Origin of the sequence: Pseudoalteromonas sp. NZS127_1 (assembly GCF_015864295.1) — a bacterium.
Classification (GTDB): Bacteria; Pseudomonadota; Gammaproteobacteria; order Enterobacterales; family Alteromonadaceae; genus Pseudoalteromonas; species Pseudoalteromonas arctica.
Genome location: NZ_JADYXO010000019.1, coordinates 40,669 through 59,699, shown reverse-complemented (window position 1 = coordinate 59,699; position 19,031 = coordinate 40,669). Strand labels below are relative to the sequence as shown.

The window sequence follows — 19,031 nt, the reverse complement described above, 5'->3', positions numbered from 1 at the left end:
CAGTGACAATTTAACGAATTTTACAAAGGATAATGGCGCAATGTTAATTGCTATTTTTAGACAGTTTTTTTTACTAGGGTGTATGAGCTTTGGTGGCCCCGCTGCGCATTTAGGTTACTTTAAACGCCACTTTGTAGACTCGTTAAATTGGTTAACTAACACGCGTTACGCACAACTTATTAGTTTAAGCCAAGCACTGCCTGGGCCAGGCTCTAGCCAAGTTAGTTTTGCTATTGGTGTTGAGCGTGCTGGAGTACTGGGTGGTATAGCTGCTTTTGTAGGTTTTACGCTGCCTTCGTTTTTAATAATGGTGCTACTTGCGGTTAGTGCTCATCAGTTTGACGCTGTTTACTTTGCTATTATTGCAGGCTTAAAGTTATTTGCCGTTGTTATAGTTGCTGATGCAACACTTAGTATGGCTAAAAGCTTTTGTACAAGTGCTGCGCTTAAGTTACTTGCTGTAATGAGTACACTTGCTTTGGTGTTATTTCCAATGATGGGAACTCAAATCGCTATTTTAATAACCGCTGCAACAATAGGTGCTATATGGCCTTTATTAAAACTGGGTACAGCCACAGAAAATGTTAGCAGTACAAAAAGTAATATTAATTGGATTGCACTGGGATTATTTGCGCTCTTACTTGGTGTTAGCTTTATTCCACTAGGGCATGAGTTCGCTTTGTTTGCCCCTTTTTACCAGGCAGGTGCAATGGTGTTCGGCGGCGGACACGTAGTACTGCCGGTACTTCAAGCTGGCGTACCAGCATTGAGTGATGATCAGTTTTTAAGTGCTTACGCGAGTGCACAAGCAGTGCCTGGGCCTATGTTTACTATTGCTACTTACTTAGGCGCACAACTTACTACAGAACAACCTTTAGTGGGTGCTCTTATAGCTACACTGCTTATATTTATGCCTGGTTTTTTACTTATACTCGCATTCCAAAAGAGCTGGATTAACTTGGCAAGTAAGCCACGTTTTGCAAGCTCAATAGCGGCGCTTAATGCCGCGGTAGTAGGTTTTTTAGCGGCTGCACTGTATTCGCCAATTTGGACATCAGCGGTGCATAACCTTTGGCAAGTTGCGTTAGTAATAATTACATTTGCATGGCTGCGATTTAAAAAGCCACCTATTTGGTGGCTCTTAGCTTTATTTATTGCTGTGGGTCTTTTACAGCACTATTTGCCATCACTCTAAATGTTGGCTTATCTGTTTGTTGCTCGTTAGGTGGGCTTAATTGCCCACTTACACTTTGATACGCTCTAAGCCCAAACACGGGTAATACCGCAAGTAAATGGTCCATTATTTCGGCTTGTAAATGCTCGTACGAAATCCAGCGTTTGTCTTCACTAAAGCAATAAAACTCAATAGGTAAACCATGGTTTAGTGGTTGTAGCTCTCGTACCATTAACGTAAGCGACGTATTAATTTTACTGTGCTGTTTTAAATAGCCTTCAGCATAGCGACGAAATAACCCTAAATTAGAAACCTGAGCAGGTAATGTCGTCACTCGAATATAGTCGTGCAGCGGAATAGCCGCATCAATTTGTTTTCTAAACTCATCACCCACTAAACAAATACTGTGCATATCAATATTGAGTGAACGTTTAATACGTCTACCGCCCGACTCTTGCATGCCGCGCCAGTTTTTAAATGAACCCGCTACCAGCATATAAGTTGGAATAGTTGTTATGGTGTTATCCCAGTTACGTACCTTTACAGTATTTAAGCCCAAATCAATTACTTCTCCATCGGCGCCGTAGTTTTCTACTTGAATCCAATCACCATAGGTTACTAGGCGATTTGCTGCTATTTGAATACTGGCTACAAAGCCTAAAATAGTGTCTTTAAATACTAACAACGTAACAGCGGCAATGGCACCAAAGCCAGAGAGAATATAAGTAGGTGACTTCTCAAGAAAAATGCTCACAATTAAAATTGCACACACAATAAAGGTTATTAGCTTAACAACCTGAATTAAGCCCTGAATAGGGACTTCGCGTGCAAACTCTAACTGGTTATAAATAGTACCCGCAATGCTCACAATACTACTAAAAATAAAACCCGCATAAATAATAAGCAAAGCTTGTCCTATTGTTTTTAGTATTTCTCCTGCAATTTCATTAACTGGGTATACGCTATCAAACGTAGCTAAAAACAATACGCAGCACAGCATTCCGGCAATACGTTTATTTAGCTTATTAAGCATAGGAGAAAGCGCACCAATTCGCTCAGGAGAAAGCCTCGTCACTATTTTTTGAATGCCAGGTAACATTAATCTACGAGTAAATAAGTAAACAATTAATAAAGAAAATATCCCTATTGAGACTGCGGTAATTGAGCTAAGAAAATCCGCGTCGGGTACTTTTTCAAACCAAGGAGCAATTAATTCCTGAAGATGGGTGTTGGTCATAGTGTTTCAATTTCCTTACTGATTTGTGGTTCAGGTAAATCTTGTTGAGCATAAATGTCGGCAAGCTGCTGATCTTTAGCAACCCATAGCTCATTCACATAATGTTGAAAATTAACTTTAAATACGTCATCGCTTTGATAGCTGCCCTGCATATTGTCATTAATGGGCGTTACGTCTATTGAAACATAAATAGAATCTAGCTCACCTTTTAGCAAGTTACGACAAACGTGATCTGTCTTACCGCTGTATACTAAACTTGTATTAAGCATGGCATCAAATTGATCGGCTAATACTTCAAGCGCAAAAGCAATGCCACCCGCTTTGGGCTTTAATAAATGCTTAAAAGGACTTTGTTGCAGATTATGTTTGGCTGGCGTATAGCGTGTACCTTCAACAAAATTAATGATGGTAGTAGGATGATGACGAAAATTACGACAGCTACGCTTCGTGCGCTCTACATCCAACCCTTTCAACTTTGGATTTTTAGCAAGCTGCGCTTTGCTTACCCGTTTCATAAACGGCATACCCATAGCCCACGCACCAGTGCCAATAAAAGGCATGTACTTTAACCCGTCTTTTAAAAAGAACTTAGGGGCAGGCAATGCATGTAATGAGCTAAGTACAGTTATATCTAACCAACTCGCGTGGTTACAAATAAGTAAATACCAACTTTTTGAGTTTAAGTCGCCACTTATATCAACCACAATGTTAGGGCAACCTAACCAAAGCCCTAAACGGTTGCCGTTACACCAACCTCGGTAAGCGCTGTGTAATATAGAGTTAACCACAGGCAAAGGCAGTAATAACTTAATAAGGCCCAGTACAAATACTAGCGAGCCAAAAAGTATCATGTTAGAAAACAATACGCAGCCTACAATTAAGCCGTTAAGCCAATTTGGTAACCACTTTTTTAGCATAACTGTAAGCTCATATTTTTACCTTTTACTTATGGGTTTTTTCGAGCGATTGTAGTGTTTGCTCTTTGTTTTCCCATAAGCGGTTTAACTCGCTTTGAAAGCGAACTCTAAATTCAGAATCACCGGTGTAGTCACCAATAAGCTCTTCGCTTACCGGCCTTACTTCCACGTGTACGTTGATATTTTTTACCTTACCACCAGCAAAATCCATAAAAGTAGGAATACCATCTGGGTACTGAATGGTAACGTTAACCACTTTAGTAATTTGCTCGCCCATTGCTTGCATTACAAAAGCAATACCGCCCGCTTTTGGTTTTAATAAATGTGGGAACGGGCTATTTTGGCGCTCATGCTTTTGCGTAGTAAAACGAGTGCCTTCTACAAAGTTAACCACACTTACAGGCATCTCTTTAAATTTTTCGCAGGCTTTACGTGTGGTTTCTAAATCTTTGCCACGCAGCTTTGGATTCTTTTTTAATTGGCTTTTACTCGTGCGAGTCATAAACGGAAAATCAAGCGCCCACCAACATAAACCTAAAATAGGCACGTAAATAAGCTCTTTTTTCAAAAAGAAGTTTAAAAATGGAATTTTACGATTAAACACGCGCTGTAATACTAAAATATCGACCCAGCTTTGGTGATTTGCAATTACTAGGTACCAATCTTTTAATTTAAGGTCTTCAAGGCCAGTTACATTAAGTTTAGTTGGCGTGAATAACGCTTGATTTAAGCTATTAAAGGTAACCCAAATAGTTGCAAATTGCTTAGCTGCCCAGCTCATAAGCTTTTGTAGAGGCTTAATAGGGATAAGCTTTATAAGCCCACAAACAAAAATAGGCACAAACCAAAAAAGTGTGTTTATTGTGTAAAAAATAATACTAAATACACTGCGAATAACTGACATTACTTCCATTCCTTTAAACATTGCGCAGCCACTAATACTGCGCTTTCAGTTGCTTACAAATTAATCTTCAAAATAGGTATAGCCTTCAAGGCCTGCATTAAGCTCAGCCAAATAACCTTCTTTACACTGCGCTGATACATCAAGTTTATTAACTTGGTACGCAAAGTTGTCAGCTAAAATGGCGCTATCATAGTCAACAAACTTTAATACATCCTTAACGCTATCACCTTTTATGGCATTGGTTAACACATAACCTTCATCGTTAAGCTCTACATGCACCGAATCGGTATCGCCAAATAGGTTATGTAAATCACCTAAAATTTCTTGATACGCGCCCACCATAAACATAGCAATATGATATTGCTCGCCATGTTTATATTCAGGGATGGGTAAGCTCGTTTCAATGCCTGCACCTTCAACGTATTCGCGAATTTGCCCGTCAGAGTCACAGGTAATATCTTGAATAATCGCACGCTGAGTTAATGGTTGAGTTAAATTTTCGATTGGCATAACCGGAAACAACTGCTGAATACCCCATACATCAGGTAATGACTGAAATAATGAAAAGTTAACAAACAGTTTATCCGCAAGCTTTTCGTTTAAATCGTCGAGGACTTCACGGTGCGCGCGCGCATTATTACTAAGTGATGCACGTACACGATGTAAAATAGTAAAGTAAAGCTGCTCTATTTTTGCCCACTCTAGCATGCTTACTAAGCCATGCACGTACTGATCGTGCGCTTCGCTAAATAAGTGCATCGCATCGTGATAAATCTCAAGTGCCATACGCGGGTTTAAACGCTGCAAACACTGCCACATTTCATCAAGCACTAATGCGCTATTTTCAAGCGGTGGCTCTGGATTTAAATGATTAGGCGCTTTTTCTACGTCAATTACATCGGTAATTAATACCGCATGGTGAGCTGTTAAAGCACGGCCCGATTCGGTGATAATAGCCGGATGCGTAAGGTTATGTTGGTCACACACTTCTGCAAATGCATTCACTACATTACGTGCATACTCTTCTACGGTGTAGTTCATTGAACACGCGCTACGCGAGCCAGAGCCCTCGTAATCAACGCCTAAACCGCCGCCCACATCTACTGTATTTAGCGGTACATTTAATTGTGTAAGCTCAGCAAAGTGGCGTGCACATTCACGCAAAGCACGGTGAATATCACGAATGTTGGCAATTTGAGAACCAATATGAAAATGCACCATTTGCATTAAATGCAATTTGTTATGTTTTTTAAGTACTTCAACAGCGCTAAGCACTTGCCCAGCAGTTAAACCAAATTTACCTTTTTCGCCGCCCGTGTTTTGCCATTTGCCTTTACCTACTGAATTTAGGCGAATACGAATACCTATAGCAGGCTCAATGCCTAGGTTGTCTATTTCATCTAATAACGTGGTCAGTTCTGAAAGCTTTTCTACCACAATTTTTACATTGTGCCCCATTGCTTGACCAATACACGCTAAGCGTAAAAACTCACTGTCTTTATAACCGTTACACACGATTGTGATTGGCTCTTTTGCTACACCCAAAATGGCCATAAGTTCTGGTTTTGAACCTGCTTCTAGGCCAACAAGCCCACTTGGATGCGCTAATAGCTTACTTACTACAGAGCGTTGCTGATTTACTTTAATAGGGTAAACACAGGTGTATTTACCGTTATATTCACGATTTGCCCGCGCTTGCGTAAACGCGTTAGTAAGGGTGTCTACACGATTTTTTAAAATATCGGTAAAGCGCACTAAAACCGGCAATGTTAAACCTTGTTGTTTAAACTGCTCAGTTAATTGCGTTAAAGAAATGGCCGGTTTTGTTTGGTCGCCATCTGGGTAAGCCACCAGTTCGCCTTGTGCGTTAATATCAAAATAACCATCACTCCAATGAGCAACGTTATAAGTGGCGCGTGCTGTTTCTAAACCCCAGGTCATGGCAACTCTTCTTTAGTCAATTAGGTATAAAGGCGCATTTTAATACGTCACTATCCACTAGGCTAACAAAAATTGAACTTTCACTCACTCCTAACTAACTTTATTCGTCAAATCAGTTAAAATGTCATTGAGCAAAACGCCAAGCACTGGCAGAATTGCCCCTTTTTCATACTCAACCTAAAAAGTGTAATAGTAACTATGGCAAATTTAGATCAAAGTAAGTGGTTTACTGAAATTAGCGACCGTGATGGCAGCGCATTTTCATTACGTATTAATAAAAAGTTAGATGAAAAGCAGTCTCCTTTTCAAAAGGTAGAAATGTTTGAAACCACAGACTTTGGTAATTTAATGATCATCGACGGGTGTACCATGGTGACAACCCGCGAAAACTTCTTTTATCATGAGATGATCAGCCACCCTGCACTTTTAGCGCATCCAAACCCTAAAAACGTGGTTATTATTGGCGGCGGCGACTGCGGTACTTTACGCGAGGTATTAAAACACCCTGGCGTAGAAACTGTAACGCAAATAGATATAGACGAAGTAGTAACGCAAATGTCGTTAAAGTACTTCCCAGAGCTTTGTGAATCTAACAACGACGCCCGTGCAACGGTTATGTTTGACGACGGCATTAAATACATGCGCGAAGCCGCTGGCGAATCTATTGATGTGGTTATTGTTGATGGCACAGATCCGGTAGGCCCAGGTGAAGGTTTATTTAATCATGCGTTTTACACAAGCTGTTTAGATGCACTGCGCCCAGGTGGTATTTTAGTGCAGCAAAGTGAATCGCCACTTATGCATATGCCATTACTAGTTGAAATGCGCGAAGCAATGTTGAGCGTAGGCTTTAACGATTTACAAACACTGCCATTCCCACAACCAATTTACCCAAGTGGTTTGTGGTCGGTAACACTTGCACGTAAAGCAAAAGCATTTGACGGCTTTAGAGAAGACGGCGCAGCACAAATAGCTGAGCAAAGTGAATACTACAATAGCGGTATTCACCATGGTGCACTCGCTACACCTAACTACATGAAACGCGCATTCGATAAAAAATAATACCAATCTGCTTATATATGGGGTCTATTTAACGTTAAGAAAATTACGCTAGAACTAGGCAAAAATTTTTGTATCTAGTTGTTCTAAATAAAAAATTTTTAACGACGTTATAGTGCAATTTAATTCGTTAAATTGATCAAAGATTTATGCAGGTTGGTATAACCTATACCAATTTTATTAAACTAAAAAGGGAGCATGTAAATGCTCCCTTTTTTATACTTTTAAAAACGCCACTGCGCATTTAGCATTATTTGCTGCTGCGAGATTCGTTCATTAAATCCAATTGGCTCTCTATTTTTTGCAACACTTTTAAGTGCAGAACCTTCAACCCCTATTTGTAGTTTATTAGTGAGCTGGTAGCGCCATGTTGCGGTTAAGCCTTCCCCATTACTTGCATTAGGGTCAAACGCGGTTGTGTCGTTGTCAGTAACTTTAAAATAATCATAACGTACTGAAACTCGATGTTTGCCTTCTTTATGGCTCAGCATTAAATAATGGCTATAAAAAGCATTATCAATTAATGCGTTACTGCCCATTTCAGTTTTACCATTAAGTATCTGTGCTATTAAACGTGTTTTACTATTAAACTTATAAAGCCAAGCGGCGCTTGTAAAGCGAGTATCCCAAGCATACTGCCCTGTACTAATATTAAGTGTGGTTGGGTCGCCATTATTGTTGTAATAATAAATTCGAAATTGTGATTTTTTTAAGTAATCCCAATGTACGCCAGCGTAATAGCCAAAACGACCGTCTACTTCTTCAAACGGTAAAACCTGATTAGCCTGCCAACGTAATTCGTATGCATTTAATGCCGCTATAGGCGCAAATTTAATACTTTCGTTAAATGTAGTTTGTCTATCGTGTAATGCAAAACCACGCCACGCAAGTAAAGTACCGGCAGGATCATTGCCTTTAAATGTAGCACCTACAAAACTAAAGCTATGAGCGCTGTTAAAACGTTTTGCTGGGCGCTTAATAGTTACCTCTGCGCCAACAGTGCGTACTTCCTCGCCTATCCAGCTATTAATAGCTGAGTTTGTATAGTTATAAGGAGAAGTCCACCCTATATCAGGATTTTCAAGCGACATAAGTGGGTAAAAACCCCCCACGCGCATGTGCCATTTATAGTTGCTGTTAGATAGCGGCTGATACTTTATATAAGCCTGCGTAAAACCGAGGCCAACGTCAGGATCTTGATTCGCATTTAACACCCCATGAGCCGACCAACTAGATGCTAAATCAACATTAAAATCTAAAATACCTTGGGATAAAATAAGTTCGTCGCTTTTAGTATCGTGCCGATATAGCCCAAGACCGCCCTCTTGGAAGCTACGTATATCGTCCCCCTGCACGGCTCTAATTTGTATCAAGCCTTTTACTTGTGCATACAATGCATTACTAAAACATAAAGCACCGGCTAAAAATGCCAGCCTCATTAAGCGATTAATAGTCATCAAATTCATCCGTAGCAAAGTCAATTTGCTCCGCAATTTCCTGCTTTACTTTATAAGTGATAGGGTTAGTAGCCACAGTAATAGTTTGAGATTCAACCTTACTAATATCACTAAACCCAGAATGCCAAACACTTAACGTGTATTCGCCTGCGTTGGCATTTAAATCAACATTCCCGTTTTCATCAGTAATAGCAAAAATAGTACTGTCTACCACCACAATATAACCTAACATCCAGTCGTGAATGTTACAGCCAAGCTCAACCACACCCGTTTGGTCAAAAGTAATGGGGGCTTTGGGATGCTCTTTATATAGCTTTAATTCGAACGTTTTGGCTTTAGAAAATGAATAAACATGGTGCATGATAGAGTCCGCATTCGGAAACTCCACCTTTGCATTTTTTGGGACAACTAAAATACGCGGCTTAAATTCTCGATTTTGCTGGCTCATAGCATAAGGTGCTTCTGGGGGAATAACGCTAGAGAGGTCTCCTGCAGTTAGCCATACAACAGCGTTGGGTAACGGGTCATTATTAGCATTTTTAATTGTAATGTTTGCTGCAAAAACTCCAGTACTAACACTTAGTAAAAATACACAAAGTAATCTTTTTATCATTTTCCTGACCGCTATTATCAATTTGTTTACATTATAGACCGATTAAGCCACCAAATTCTTTCTATTTTTTAAAACATTGAATACGTATGTAAGCAGTCGTATTAATCACCAACAGTCATTATCCTTAAACGTCACCACCGACTCATCCAAGGACACACCATGAGAATACCAGCACTTGTGCTTTTAGCCTTTGCTAGTAATAGCTACGGACAAACCGTAGAGCTAAAATCGCCAGACACACAAATAACAGTAAGCATCTCTGACGAAAACAACACGCCAAACTACGCAATAAAATTTAAAAACAAAGCGGTTATAAACAAATCTTTACTGGGGTTTGAATTTAAAACACAAGCAGCCTTTAGCAATGGCTTTAAAATAAAAAGCATTGAGCAAAATAGCGTTAATACACAATGGCAACAACCCTGGGGCGAACGCCAAAACGTTGTTGACGAATATAACGAATTAGCCGTTACCTTTACAAAAAATGAGCCAAATAAAGGCACCTATACCATTCGATTTAAAGCATTTGATAGTGGTGTAGGTTTTCGATACGAAGTACCACAACAAGCCGGGTTCGAACATACAGAAATAACCAAAGAGTTGACTGAATTTGCAATAAACAATAGCCATGATGCAACAGCATGGTGGATACCTGCTCGTGGCTGGAACCGCTACGAATATGTTTACAACACTACTCCACTTAACGAAGCTCCACTAGCTCACACACCATTTACGTTTAAAACAAGTGACGGTACTCATATTAGTATTCATGAAGCCGCACTTGTTGATTACGCAGGCATGGTGCTTAATCAACGCCGCTCTGGTACCTTCACTGCCGATTTAACACCGTGGTCAGATGGTGTTGCAGTTAAAAAACAAGGTGCTTTTAAAACACCATGGCGCACCATTCAAATAGCCGACAGCGCTGTTGGCCTAGTTAATTCAGATATAATACTAAACCTAAACGAGCCTAATAAACTCGGTGACGTGTCGTGGGTTAAGCCTGGCAAATACGTGGGTATTTGGTGGGGTATGCATATAAACACGCAAACATGGGGTAGCGGTAAAAAACACGGCGCCACTACGCAAACCACAAAATACTATATGGATTTTGCAGCGCAGTATGGTTTTGATGGCGTACTCGTTGAAGGCTGGAATATTGGTTGGGATGGCGATTGGTATTTTAATGGCGATGTATTTAACTTTACCAAACCGTACGACGACTTTGATATAGCAGCACTGACTCAATACGGCAAAGAAAAAGGCGTACAGCTCATTGGCCACCATGAAACATCAGGCAATGTAAGCAACTACCGTGACCAAATGGAAGATGCTTTTGCCCTTTACGAAAAATCAAACGTAAGCCAAGTAAAAACAGGTTATGTAGCCGATGGCGGAAATATAAAACGTATAGACAAAAACGGTATTGCTCGCCACGAATGGCATGACGGCCAGTTTATGGTTAACGAATACCTTTATAACGTAAAACTTGCGGCTAAGCATAAAATTAGCATTAATACTCACGAGCCAATTAAAGATACAGGCCTGCGCCGTACTTATCCAAACTGGATTGCGCGCGAAGGCGCACGCGGACAAGAGTATAATGCATGGGGTTCACCACCTAACCCACCAGAGCATGTACCAATGCTTGCTTTTACCCGCATGCTTGCAGGACCAATGGACTTTACGCCAGGTATTTTTGATATGAGCTTTAATGGTTTAGGAGGCGATACAAACCGCCCACAAACCACACTAGCCAAACAACTCGCACTTTATGTTGTTTTGTATAGCCCAATTCAAATGGCTGCCGACTTACCTAAAAACTATTTGGCTAAGCCCGATGCGTTTCAATTCATTCAAGACGTACCAACAGATTGGCAGCAAAGTATTGCTATTGATGGTGAAGTAGGCGACTTTATTGTATTCGCTCGTAAAGAACGTAAAAGCACTAAATACTCAGGAAATGATTGGTACCTAGGTGCTGTTACTGACGAAAAGGCTCGTACTATTGAGGTAAAACTCGACTTTTTAGAGCAAGGCAAAAAGTTTGAAGCACAAATTTATAAAGATGGTAAAAGCGCAGAGTGGAAAAACAATCCGTACGATCTAGCTATCGAAAAACGTGTTGTAACTGCAAGCGATAAACTAATGCTTAAATTAGCCACTAGTGGCGGTACAGCTATTCGTTTTAAAGCACTTTAATATAATGGGCCCCCTGAATTTACTATGCAGGGGTTGATACCTTTATTGGCAAGTATACTTGTGCACTTAAACCGCCTTCTGGGCGGTTTTCTAGCTTTACTTTACCGTCGTGCATATCAACAATGCGTTTAATAATAGCAAGGCCTAGGCCACTGCCTTCACTTCCTCGTGCAGCATCGCCTTGTTTAAAAGGCTCAAAAACAGACTCTAATTCGTTTTCAGGAATGCCGGGGCCACTATCGTTTACAGCGATAACTACATATTTTTTGTTTGAATTAAAGTAGCTAAGTACTTCAATATCGCCCTCAGAATAACGCAGCGCATTACCAATCATGTTGGTAATTACACGTTTAATAGCCACAGAGCTTAACGGTATATTGCCTATATTTGGATTACTTTTAAACGTAATAGTACGTTGATGCTGAAGCTCAGAATTGACAACCTCGGCAACTAAAGCATTTATATCTTCGCAGCTTAGCTCATCTGTTTTATGGTGGCGTAAATACTCAATAAACTGATCGATAATCCCGTTCATGTCTTCTATATCGTAAATAATACCTTCACGAAGATAGTCGTCTTCATCAACCATCATTTCGGTGGCTAAACGGATGCGAGTAAGCGGCGTACGTAAATCATGAGACACACCAGCCATTAGTAAACGGCGGTCGTTTTCAAGTGCGGCAATTCCGCGCGACATTTGGTTAAACGCGCGCGTTACTTCTATTACTTCTGTAGATCCTTCTTCTTCTAACTTAGTAGAAAAGTCGCCTTTGCCTACTTTTACTGCGGCTTGTTGCAAAGCTTTTAAAGGCCTATTGAGGTGCCTTGCAAACAGCCATCCACCCAGCACACTCAAAAATCCAATACTTGATAAGTAAAAAGTCAAAAACTCTAAGTTATTCTCTTTAAAACCTTTAAGCGGTACTTTTACCCAATAACCAGGCGCTTGAGGTGCTTCAACCCAATAGATTAACGGATCTGTTTGACTAATACGTACACGAGAATAACCACCAAGTTGCTCAGTCATGCTACGCGATAGCATAGAATACTCGCGGCTTTGCCCAAGCCCTTGACGCATTGCTTCGCGCTGCGTCATTACTTCAATGCCAGTGATTTCAAAAAACTTTGCAGATACTTCGTCGTTTATTTCAACGCCGTCTTCCCAATCAATAAATACCGTTTTAATTTGTTTAGCGAGCATCAAGTTAACTTGCTCAATGGTTGGTTTTACAACGTAAAAACTAACCGTAACATACGACACTATTTGATTGATCAGCAGCAAAGCTGCCACTAAAAATACAGTTTGCCCAAACGCACTACGCGGAAAAAAACCCATATAAATTACTTTTCACCGTCGGGAACAAACACATAACCCAAACCCCAAACGGTTTGAATATAACGCGGATTGGCTGCATCTACTTCGATCATGCGGCGAAGTCGCGACACTTGCACGTCAATACTTCGTTCAAGCGCACTGTAATCACGACCACGCGCTAAGTTCATTAGCTTATCGCGGCTAAGTGGCTCACGCGGATGCGAAACCAGCGCTTTAAGTACTGCAAACTCACCACTAGTAAGTGAAATTGTTTTATCTCCTTCACTCATTTCGCGCGTTGCCAAATTAAGCGTAAATTTACCAAAAGCGATTAAGTTTTCTTCAGCAGCGGGAGCACCAGGTACTTCTTTTGCGCGGCGACGTAAAATTGCTTTAATACGCGCAAGCAATTCTCGAGGATTAAAAGGTTTAGGAATGTAGTCATCAGCGCCAAGCTCAAGACCAATAATACGGTCTACTTCGTCGCCTTTAGCGGTAAGCATTACAATAGGGATTTCGTTTTCTTTTTGACGTAAACGGCGGCAAATAGATAAGCCATCCTCGCCTGGGAGCATTAAATCAAGAACCATTAAGTGAAAGTTTTCACGCTCTAGGAGTCTATCCATTTGCTCCGAATTACCTGCGGTTCTAACAATAAAACCTTGCTCTACTAAGTAACGTTCAAGCAAACTGCGTAAGCGCATATCGTCATCTACAACTAATACTTTTGTGGTTTCGTGTCCCATTATCTCTTTCTTATTTTTATATCCAATTACTAGTTAATATAAATGAAAAACCTAATAATCAAAAATTAATTACCTGCTTAGATTGTTACTGAACATTTCAAAGCTTACTTACGCATACTTTATTACATTTACGCTCGACAAGTTTTGGCAAATTTAATAACGTGCACACCATTAGAGTTAATAAAGAATTCACCATGAAAACAAATTTAATTACCCGCGAAGGTTACTTGCAATTACAACAAGAACACGACCATTTGTGGAATGTTAAGCGCCCTGAAGTCACCAAAATAGTGAGCTGGGCAGCCAGTCTCGGAGACCGCTCTGAAAACGCTGACTATCAGTATAATAAGCGCTTATTACGCCAAATCGACCGCCGGGTACGTTACTTGCGAAAGCGTATTCCTGATTTAAAAATCATCGACTACTCTCCCGTGCAAGATGGGAAAGTATTTTTTGGTGCATGGGTCGAAATAGAAAACGATGAAGGTGATATAAAAAGATTTAAAATTGTAGGCCCAGATGAAATTTATGAGCGCAAAGACTATATATCAATAGATTCGCCGATGGCGCGCGCGCTGATTAAAAAACAAGTAGATGACGATTTTGAAGTACTTACCCCTCAAGGTAAAAAGCAGTGGTATATAAATACTATTGAATATCAAAAATAATTCCTATATCAGTACCTACAAATAAAAACATTGATTCAGATCACATTAACTTTTCATTGTGTAATCTATTTGAGTAGGATATAAGATAGTTAAGCAGGTTATTTTTAACTTGAAATTTTTAAGGTCGTGGTTATGTCAAACGTAGTACAGCGCATATTAAGTAATGCCGTATTGTTTGCACTTTTAATGAGTGTGAGCTTGACGCTGCACGCCCATACCACGCAGGTAAACCTTGATAACGCTAAAATATCTAACCACTTTATTGCTTGCGATACTCCTGACCAAGCGAATCTCGACTTTGACGTCGACTCTCACGCTAATACGATTACCCTTGGGGCGCTTCAACCACTCCCTAATGCCGTACACTCTTTTTACAAGAGCACTAATTTAAACAGACCTTTTAGCACTGCGTACCAACGTGGACCACCTAGCTATTTAATTTAATTCATTATTTTACAATTTAATTAAATTTTATAACTAATAAGGTGACTATTATGTCTAACTTTAAAGAATTACGGACTCAAAATGTATCTCACGGCGTTATTGCAAGCACATTTGCAGATGATCAACCATTAATTGATTTAGCATCTCCTGCATTAAAAATGGTAAACAACTTTACGCAAACAACACCTATTCGCGCTCAGCACGAAACAACAATAACTGAAGCACTTAAACAAGTAAGCGCAAAACAATCAGACTTTGTTTTAGTAACTGACGAGCACCAAAAATTGATTGGTCTAGTTTCTAGTGCTGATTTGCAAAGCTCTAAAATAACTATTATTGCCGAGCGCTTAAATACGCCAAGAGGCGAAGTAAGCTTACGCGATATCATGACACCTATTAGTAAAATCATGGGTGTGAGCATGCAAAGCTTGAGCTACGCATGCATTGGCGATGCGCTACAAACAATGGAGCATCAGGGTACAATGTTCTTATTAGTAACAACGGCAAGCAACGAAATTTGCGGTTTAATTTCAGCACGTCAAATAGCTAAAACATTGCATATCCCTGTAAATATTTCGCCTATTGCTCACTCTTTCAGTGAAGTATTAGAAAACATAGAGCACCCTCACTAGGGCGCTCTTTTAGCTGAATTAATTTACTCCCTGCCCAACCATCTTAAAGCAAGTAAAATAGCTTGCTTTAAGAGCTTTTCATTACTATCTCCTGTGATATTATTCAAGCAATTAACTACGCCAGAAACACGCTTCTGGTCTTATTTTATTGTATAAAAAGGTTTTTGCATGAGCGATATCTCTGCACGTTTAGCCATAGAACTAAACGCACAGCAGCAACAGGTTGTTGCTGCAACAAAGTTACTTGATGAAGGCGCAACTGTTCCTTTTATTGCCCGCTACCGAAAAGAAATTACAGGTGGTTTAGACGACACTCAATTACGCCTTTTAGAACAGCGCTTATCTTACTTACGAGAGCTTGAAGAACGCCGTAGTTTTATTTTATCGACTATCGAATCTCAGAAAAAGTTAACTGCTGAACTAAGTGCCGACATTGCCAATGCACAAAGTAAAACTGAACTCGAAGATTTATACCTACCTTATAAAGCTAAACGCCGCACTAAAGGCCAAATAGCAATTGAAGCAGGTTTAGAGCCACTGGCAGATGCACTATTTAAAGATGCGAATCTTGACCCAGAGCAACAAGCAGCGCAATTTGTGGATGCCGAAAAAGGCTTTGCAGATGTAAAGGCGGTACTTGAAGGCGCTAAATTTATTTTAATGGAGCGCTTTGCAGAAGACGCTAAATTACTCGCTAAATTTAGAAGTCATATTAGCCAAAATGGTGCTATTGAAAGTACAGTGATTAAAGGCCAAGAACAAACAGGTGCAAAATATCGCGATTACTTTGAGCATCAAGAGCTTCTTAAAAAAGTCCCTTCTCACCGTGCACTTGCAATGCTTAGAGCCCGAAATGAAGGCGTGCTTCAGTTAAATGTTAACCCTGAGCCAAGCTCTGAAAACTCAGCGCAACTGTGTGCTCAAATGATTGCCGATCATTATCGTTTAGATATTAAATATAAAGCGGCAAGTCCTTGGTTATTAAATGTTGTGCAATGGGCGTGGAAAATTAAATTAGGCTTACACCTAGAGAATGAATTTTTTGCAGCAATGCGCGAAAAAGCAGAAACTGGCGCCATTGATGTATTTGCTAAAAACTTAAAAGACTTATTAATGGCAGCACCTGCTGGCCCTCGTACTACACTTGGCCTCGATCCTGGTTTACGTACAGGCTGTAAAATTGCCGTTGTTGATAGCACAGGCAAATTGCTAGCGACACAAACTATTTTCCCTCATGCACCACAAAACCACTGGGATAAATCGTTGCGTACGTTAGAGCAACTTTGTCGTCAGCATAAAGTAGAGCTTATTGCGATTGGTAACGGTACAGCATCTCGCGAATCTGATAAGTTAGTTGCTGAACTTATGAAAGCCAATACCGAGCTAAAACTTAATAAAATAATGGTGAGCGAAGCGGGCGCATCAGTTTACTCAGCGTCTGAATTTGCCGCAAATGAATTTCCTGATTTAGATGTTTCTATTCGTGGTGCTGTATCTATTGCACGCCGCCTTCAAGATCCACTTGCTGAACTGGTTAAAATTGAGCCAAAATCAATTGGTGTAGGCCAATATCAACACGATGTATCGCAAAGCCAGTTAGGCCAAAGCCTTATTTCAGTCGTTGAAGACTGTGTAAACTCAGTTGGCGTAGATTTAAACATGGCCTCGGTACCGCTACTTACACGCGTATCGGGTTTAAACAAAACATTAGCGCAAAATATCGTTAATTACCGCGATACTAATGGCGTATTTACCAAGCGTAGTGAGCTTAAAAAGGTTGAGCGTTTAGGACCAAAAGCTTTCGAACAAGCCGCTGGTTTTTTACGTATTAATAATGGCAGCGATCCACTAGATAACTCATCAGTTCACCCTGAAGCCTACCCTATTGTTAAACGTATTTGTGAGCGTAACAGCGTAGATGTAAGCAGCTTAATTGGTAACAGTGACTTTTTAACTAAACTAGCTGCTAACGATTACATTGACGATAAATTTGGTTTACCAACCGTTACCGACATTATTACTGAGCTTGATAAGCCAGGTCGCGATCCGCGTCCTGAATTTAAAACTGCTGAGTTTAAAGCGGGTGTTGAAAAGATTAGCGACTTAAAACCAGGTATGATTTTAGAAGGCGTGGTATCTAACGTTGCTAACTTTGGTGCATTTGTTGATGTAGGTGTACACCAAGATGGCTTAGTACATATTTCAGCAATCACGAATAAATTTATATCAGATCCGCGTGAAGTAGTAAAAGCGGGCGATATTGTAAAAGTGAAAGTAGTTGAAGTAGACGCTGCACGTAAACGCATAAGCTTTACTATGCGTTTAGATGACGATATTGATACAAGCAATAAGTCAGCAGCCCCTGCGACGCAAAAAGCACAAACACGTACTAATAACTCACAATCTCGCGCTGCAAAGCCTAAACGTGACAATGGCAATGCGTTAATGGGTAATGCATTTGCCGATGCGTTCGCTAACGCTAAAACGAAAAAATAAACTTTAATCAAAACTAAAAAAACCGCGTAAGCGGTTTTTTTGTGTTCATTTTACGGAGTTATTAGCCATACGCCGAAAAGCCACTTTCGCTTTGTGGTGAACTCGTCATTTGATAAAAATTAGCAATGCGCCCAGCTCGAGCTTCCACATCGGCATCGCGAGATTCCTCTGTATTCGTATCGCTTTGTGATTCTGCAGTGCTGGTTTCGCTGGCTGAAAGCTTATTACCTTGCTCACCTTCTTCGCTTTGCTCTTCTTCTGGCATCGCAAGCTCAGCTTGAGCCGCTGCTAGCTTTTGCGTAGCATCTGCAGCAATAGAGCGATCAGCTCCCGAAGGCTCTGCAGGCGCTAATGCGGCAGCACGTACGGTTTGCATTTTATCGATAGTGGCTTGCGGATCATTGGGGACTTCAGATACATCAATTTGTACCTCACCACTTACAGCATAGTTGGTGCCATCTGGACCACGTTCATAACCATAGCTCGGCGATCCTGCATGTTGCCCGCCAACAGCAGCATGAGCTTGTTCGTGCACACGTACTTCCGTATCGCGGGTTTTAAGTTCTTTAATTTGCTGTTGTTCTTGTTCGAGTAGTTGCTCTTCTTGCTCAGTATCTTGTTGAGACGCTTCTTGATCGGCACTCTCTGAATTTTCTGAATTGCCTTCGCGCTGCTCAACTGCTTTATCGTCAGCTAGTTTACCGCTGGCATCATAAGTCGATACATCACTATTATTGCCTGGAAGTTTAGCTTTTTCAGCATCGCTTTGTGCTTTGGTTTCAGTATTGCTCGCACTGCTTGAAGCAGGAGCAGGAATAACTTCTCGTAGCTGGTTGTCACGCCGTGCGGTTTCCGTATAAACATTTGCTGTGTTTATATTGATAGACGGAAATGGCGTGACAATATTCATTATTACTAAACTTTAATATCGATTAACGTGCCAAGTACATCATCAGCCGTTTGAATTGATTGCGTGTTTGCCTTAGCGTTAAATTCTTCAACTTTTAAGTTAACAAGCGCTTCATCAACACGAGCTGGTTGTGCTACAGGTGCAGTAATGGCTTCTTCTGGGCGTGCTGCGCTAAGCTGACGTTGCTGCGCTAATTGCGCGTCATCTTGTTGTTCTATACTGGCACGGTTAATCTCAGCACTGGCTTTTTCAATACCTTGGCTAGCCCGATTAAACCCTTCTACACCACTATTAAATACGGATCCGATTGGCATAT

Annotated in this window: 17 protein-coding genes; 7 read left to right on the top strand and 10 right to left on the bottom strand. The window is 40.5% G+C overall.

Annotated elements, in window-relative coordinates; genetic code table 11:
* Positions 1-40: 40 nt before the first annotated feature.
* The gene (gene chrA, locus I6F50_RS15810; RefSeq protein WP_010554934.1) at positions 41-1,195 is read left to right on the top strand and encodes a chromate efflux transporter; all 1,155 of its coding nucleotides are present in this window, start codon (positions 41-43) and stop codon (positions 1,193-1,195) included.
* On the opposite strand, the gene I6F50_RS15805 is transcribed toward chrA, so the two are convergent.
* Genes I6F50_RS15805 through speA form a run of 4 tightly spaced genes read right to left on the bottom strand, consistent with a single transcriptional unit; the run spans position 1,152 to position 6,173 of the window.
* Positions 1,152-2,411, bottom strand: coding sequence for a mechanosensitive ion channel family protein (locus I6F50_RS15805; protein ID WP_024594278.1), 1,260 nt, complete (start codon positions 2,409-2,411; stop codon positions 1,152-1,154). The two genes, chrA and I6F50_RS15805, sit on opposite strands and share 44 nt — an antisense overlap.
* Positions 2,408-3,328, bottom strand: coding sequence for an acetyltransferase (locus I6F50_RS15800; protein WP_024591377.1), 921 nt, complete (start codon positions 3,326-3,328; stop codon positions 2,408-2,410). The genes I6F50_RS15805 and I6F50_RS15800 overlap by 4 nt, the downstream gene beginning before the upstream one ends.
* Positions 3,329-3,353: 25 nt before the next feature.
* Complete coding sequence (locus tag I6F50_RS15795; protein ID WP_024594279.1) at positions 3,354-4,232, bottom strand: acyltransferase; 879 nt, start codon at positions 4,230-4,232, stop codon at positions 3,354-3,356.
* Between the two features lie 60 nt (positions 4,233-4,292).
* Complete coding sequence (speA, locus tag I6F50_RS15790; protein WP_197176681.1) at positions 4,293-6,173, bottom strand: biosynthetic arginine decarboxylase; 1,881 nt, start codon at positions 6,171-6,173, stop codon at positions 4,293-4,295.
* A gap of 198 nt (positions 6,174-6,371) precedes the next feature.
* Between speA and speE the strand changes: the two genes are divergently transcribed.
* On the top strand, positions 6,372-7,235 hold the full coding sequence (speE, locus tag I6F50_RS15785) for a polyamine aminopropyltransferase (protein ID WP_197176678.1): 864 nt from the start codon (positions 6,372-6,374) through the stop codon (positions 7,233-7,235).
* Between the two features lie 221 nt (positions 7,236-7,456).
* On the opposite strand, the gene I6F50_RS15780 is transcribed toward speE, so the two are convergent.
* Together I6F50_RS15780 and I6F50_RS15775 are read right to left on the bottom strand one after the other, a co-directional pair.
* Positions 7,457-8,689 (bottom strand): hypothetical protein, encoded by a 1,233-nt coding sequence (locus tag I6F50_RS15780; protein ID WP_197176677.1) that lies wholly within the window; start codon positions 8,687-8,689, stop codon positions 7,457-7,459.
* Complete coding sequence (locus I6F50_RS15775; protein ID WP_197176675.1) at positions 8,679-9,302, bottom strand: methylamine utilization protein; 624 nt, start codon at positions 9,300-9,302, stop codon at positions 8,679-8,681. The genes I6F50_RS15780 and I6F50_RS15775 overlap by 11 nt, the downstream gene beginning before the upstream one ends.
* Before the next feature lie 159 nt (positions 9,303-9,461).
* Between I6F50_RS15775 and I6F50_RS15770 the strand changes: the two genes are divergently transcribed.
* Entirely contained in the window at positions 9,462-11,504 is a 2,043-nt protein-coding gene (locus I6F50_RS15770) for a glycoside hydrolase family 97 protein (RefSeq protein WP_197176673.1), read from the top strand.
* A gap of 22 nt (positions 11,505-11,526) precedes the next feature.
* Here I6F50_RS15770 and envZ read toward each other — a convergent pair whose 3' ends face one another.
* Positions 11,527-12,840 carry a two-component system sensor histidine kinase EnvZ gene (gene envZ, locus I6F50_RS15765; RefSeq protein WP_197142449.1) on the bottom strand — a complete coding sequence of 438 codons (1,314 nt, stop codon included), beginning with the start codon at positions 12,838-12,840 and terminating at the stop codon, positions 11,527-11,529.
* A gap of 5 nt (positions 12,841-12,845) precedes the next feature.
* Positions 12,846-13,565, bottom strand: a complete 720-nt coding sequence (gene ompR / locus I6F50_RS15760) for a two-component system response regulator OmpR (protein WP_002959552.1) — start codon at positions 13,563-13,565, stop codon at positions 12,846-12,848.
* A gap of 194 nt (positions 13,566-13,759) precedes the next feature.
* Between ompR and greB the strand changes: the two genes are divergently transcribed.
* From greB to I6F50_RS15740, 4 genes are all read left to right on the top strand, one after another.
* Positions 13,760-14,233, top strand: coding sequence for a transcription elongation factor GreB (greB, locus tag I6F50_RS15755; RefSeq protein WP_166420603.1), 474 nt, complete (start codon positions 13,760-13,762; stop codon positions 14,231-14,233).
* Between the two features lie 132 nt (positions 14,234-14,365).
* Positions 14,366-14,677, top strand: coding sequence for a hypothetical protein (locus tag I6F50_RS15750; protein ID WP_166420602.1), 312 nt, complete (start codon positions 14,366-14,368; stop codon positions 14,675-14,677).
* Positions 14,678-14,727: 50 nt separating this feature from the next.
* Positions 14,728-15,309, top strand: a complete 582-nt coding sequence (locus I6F50_RS15745) for a CBS domain-containing protein (protein ID WP_197176671.1) — start codon at positions 14,728-14,730, stop codon at positions 15,307-15,309.
* Between the two features lie 168 nt (positions 15,310-15,477).
* Positions 15,478-17,805: a Tex family protein gene (locus I6F50_RS15740; RefSeq protein WP_197176667.1), complete on the top strand. Its 2,328-nt coding sequence runs from the start codon at positions 15,478-15,480 to the stop codon at positions 17,803-17,805.
* Between the two features lie 61 nt (positions 17,806-17,866).
* On the opposite strand, the gene I6F50_RS15735 is transcribed toward I6F50_RS15740, so the two are convergent.
* Both I6F50_RS15735 and I6F50_RS15730 read right to left on the bottom strand, forming a co-directional pair.
* The gene (locus I6F50_RS15735; protein ID WP_197176665.1) at positions 17,867-18,715 is read right to left on the bottom strand and encodes a putative metalloprotease CJM1_0395 family protein; all 849 of its coding nucleotides are present in this window, start codon (positions 18,713-18,715) and stop codon (positions 17,867-17,869) included.
* A gap of 5 nt (positions 18,716-18,720) precedes the next feature.
* A complete protein-coding gene (locus I6F50_RS15730; protein WP_149594701.1) occupies positions 18,721-19,029 on the bottom strand; it encodes a hypothetical protein in 309 nt (102 codons plus the stop codon).
* Positions 19,030-19,031 lie beyond the last annotated feature (2 nt).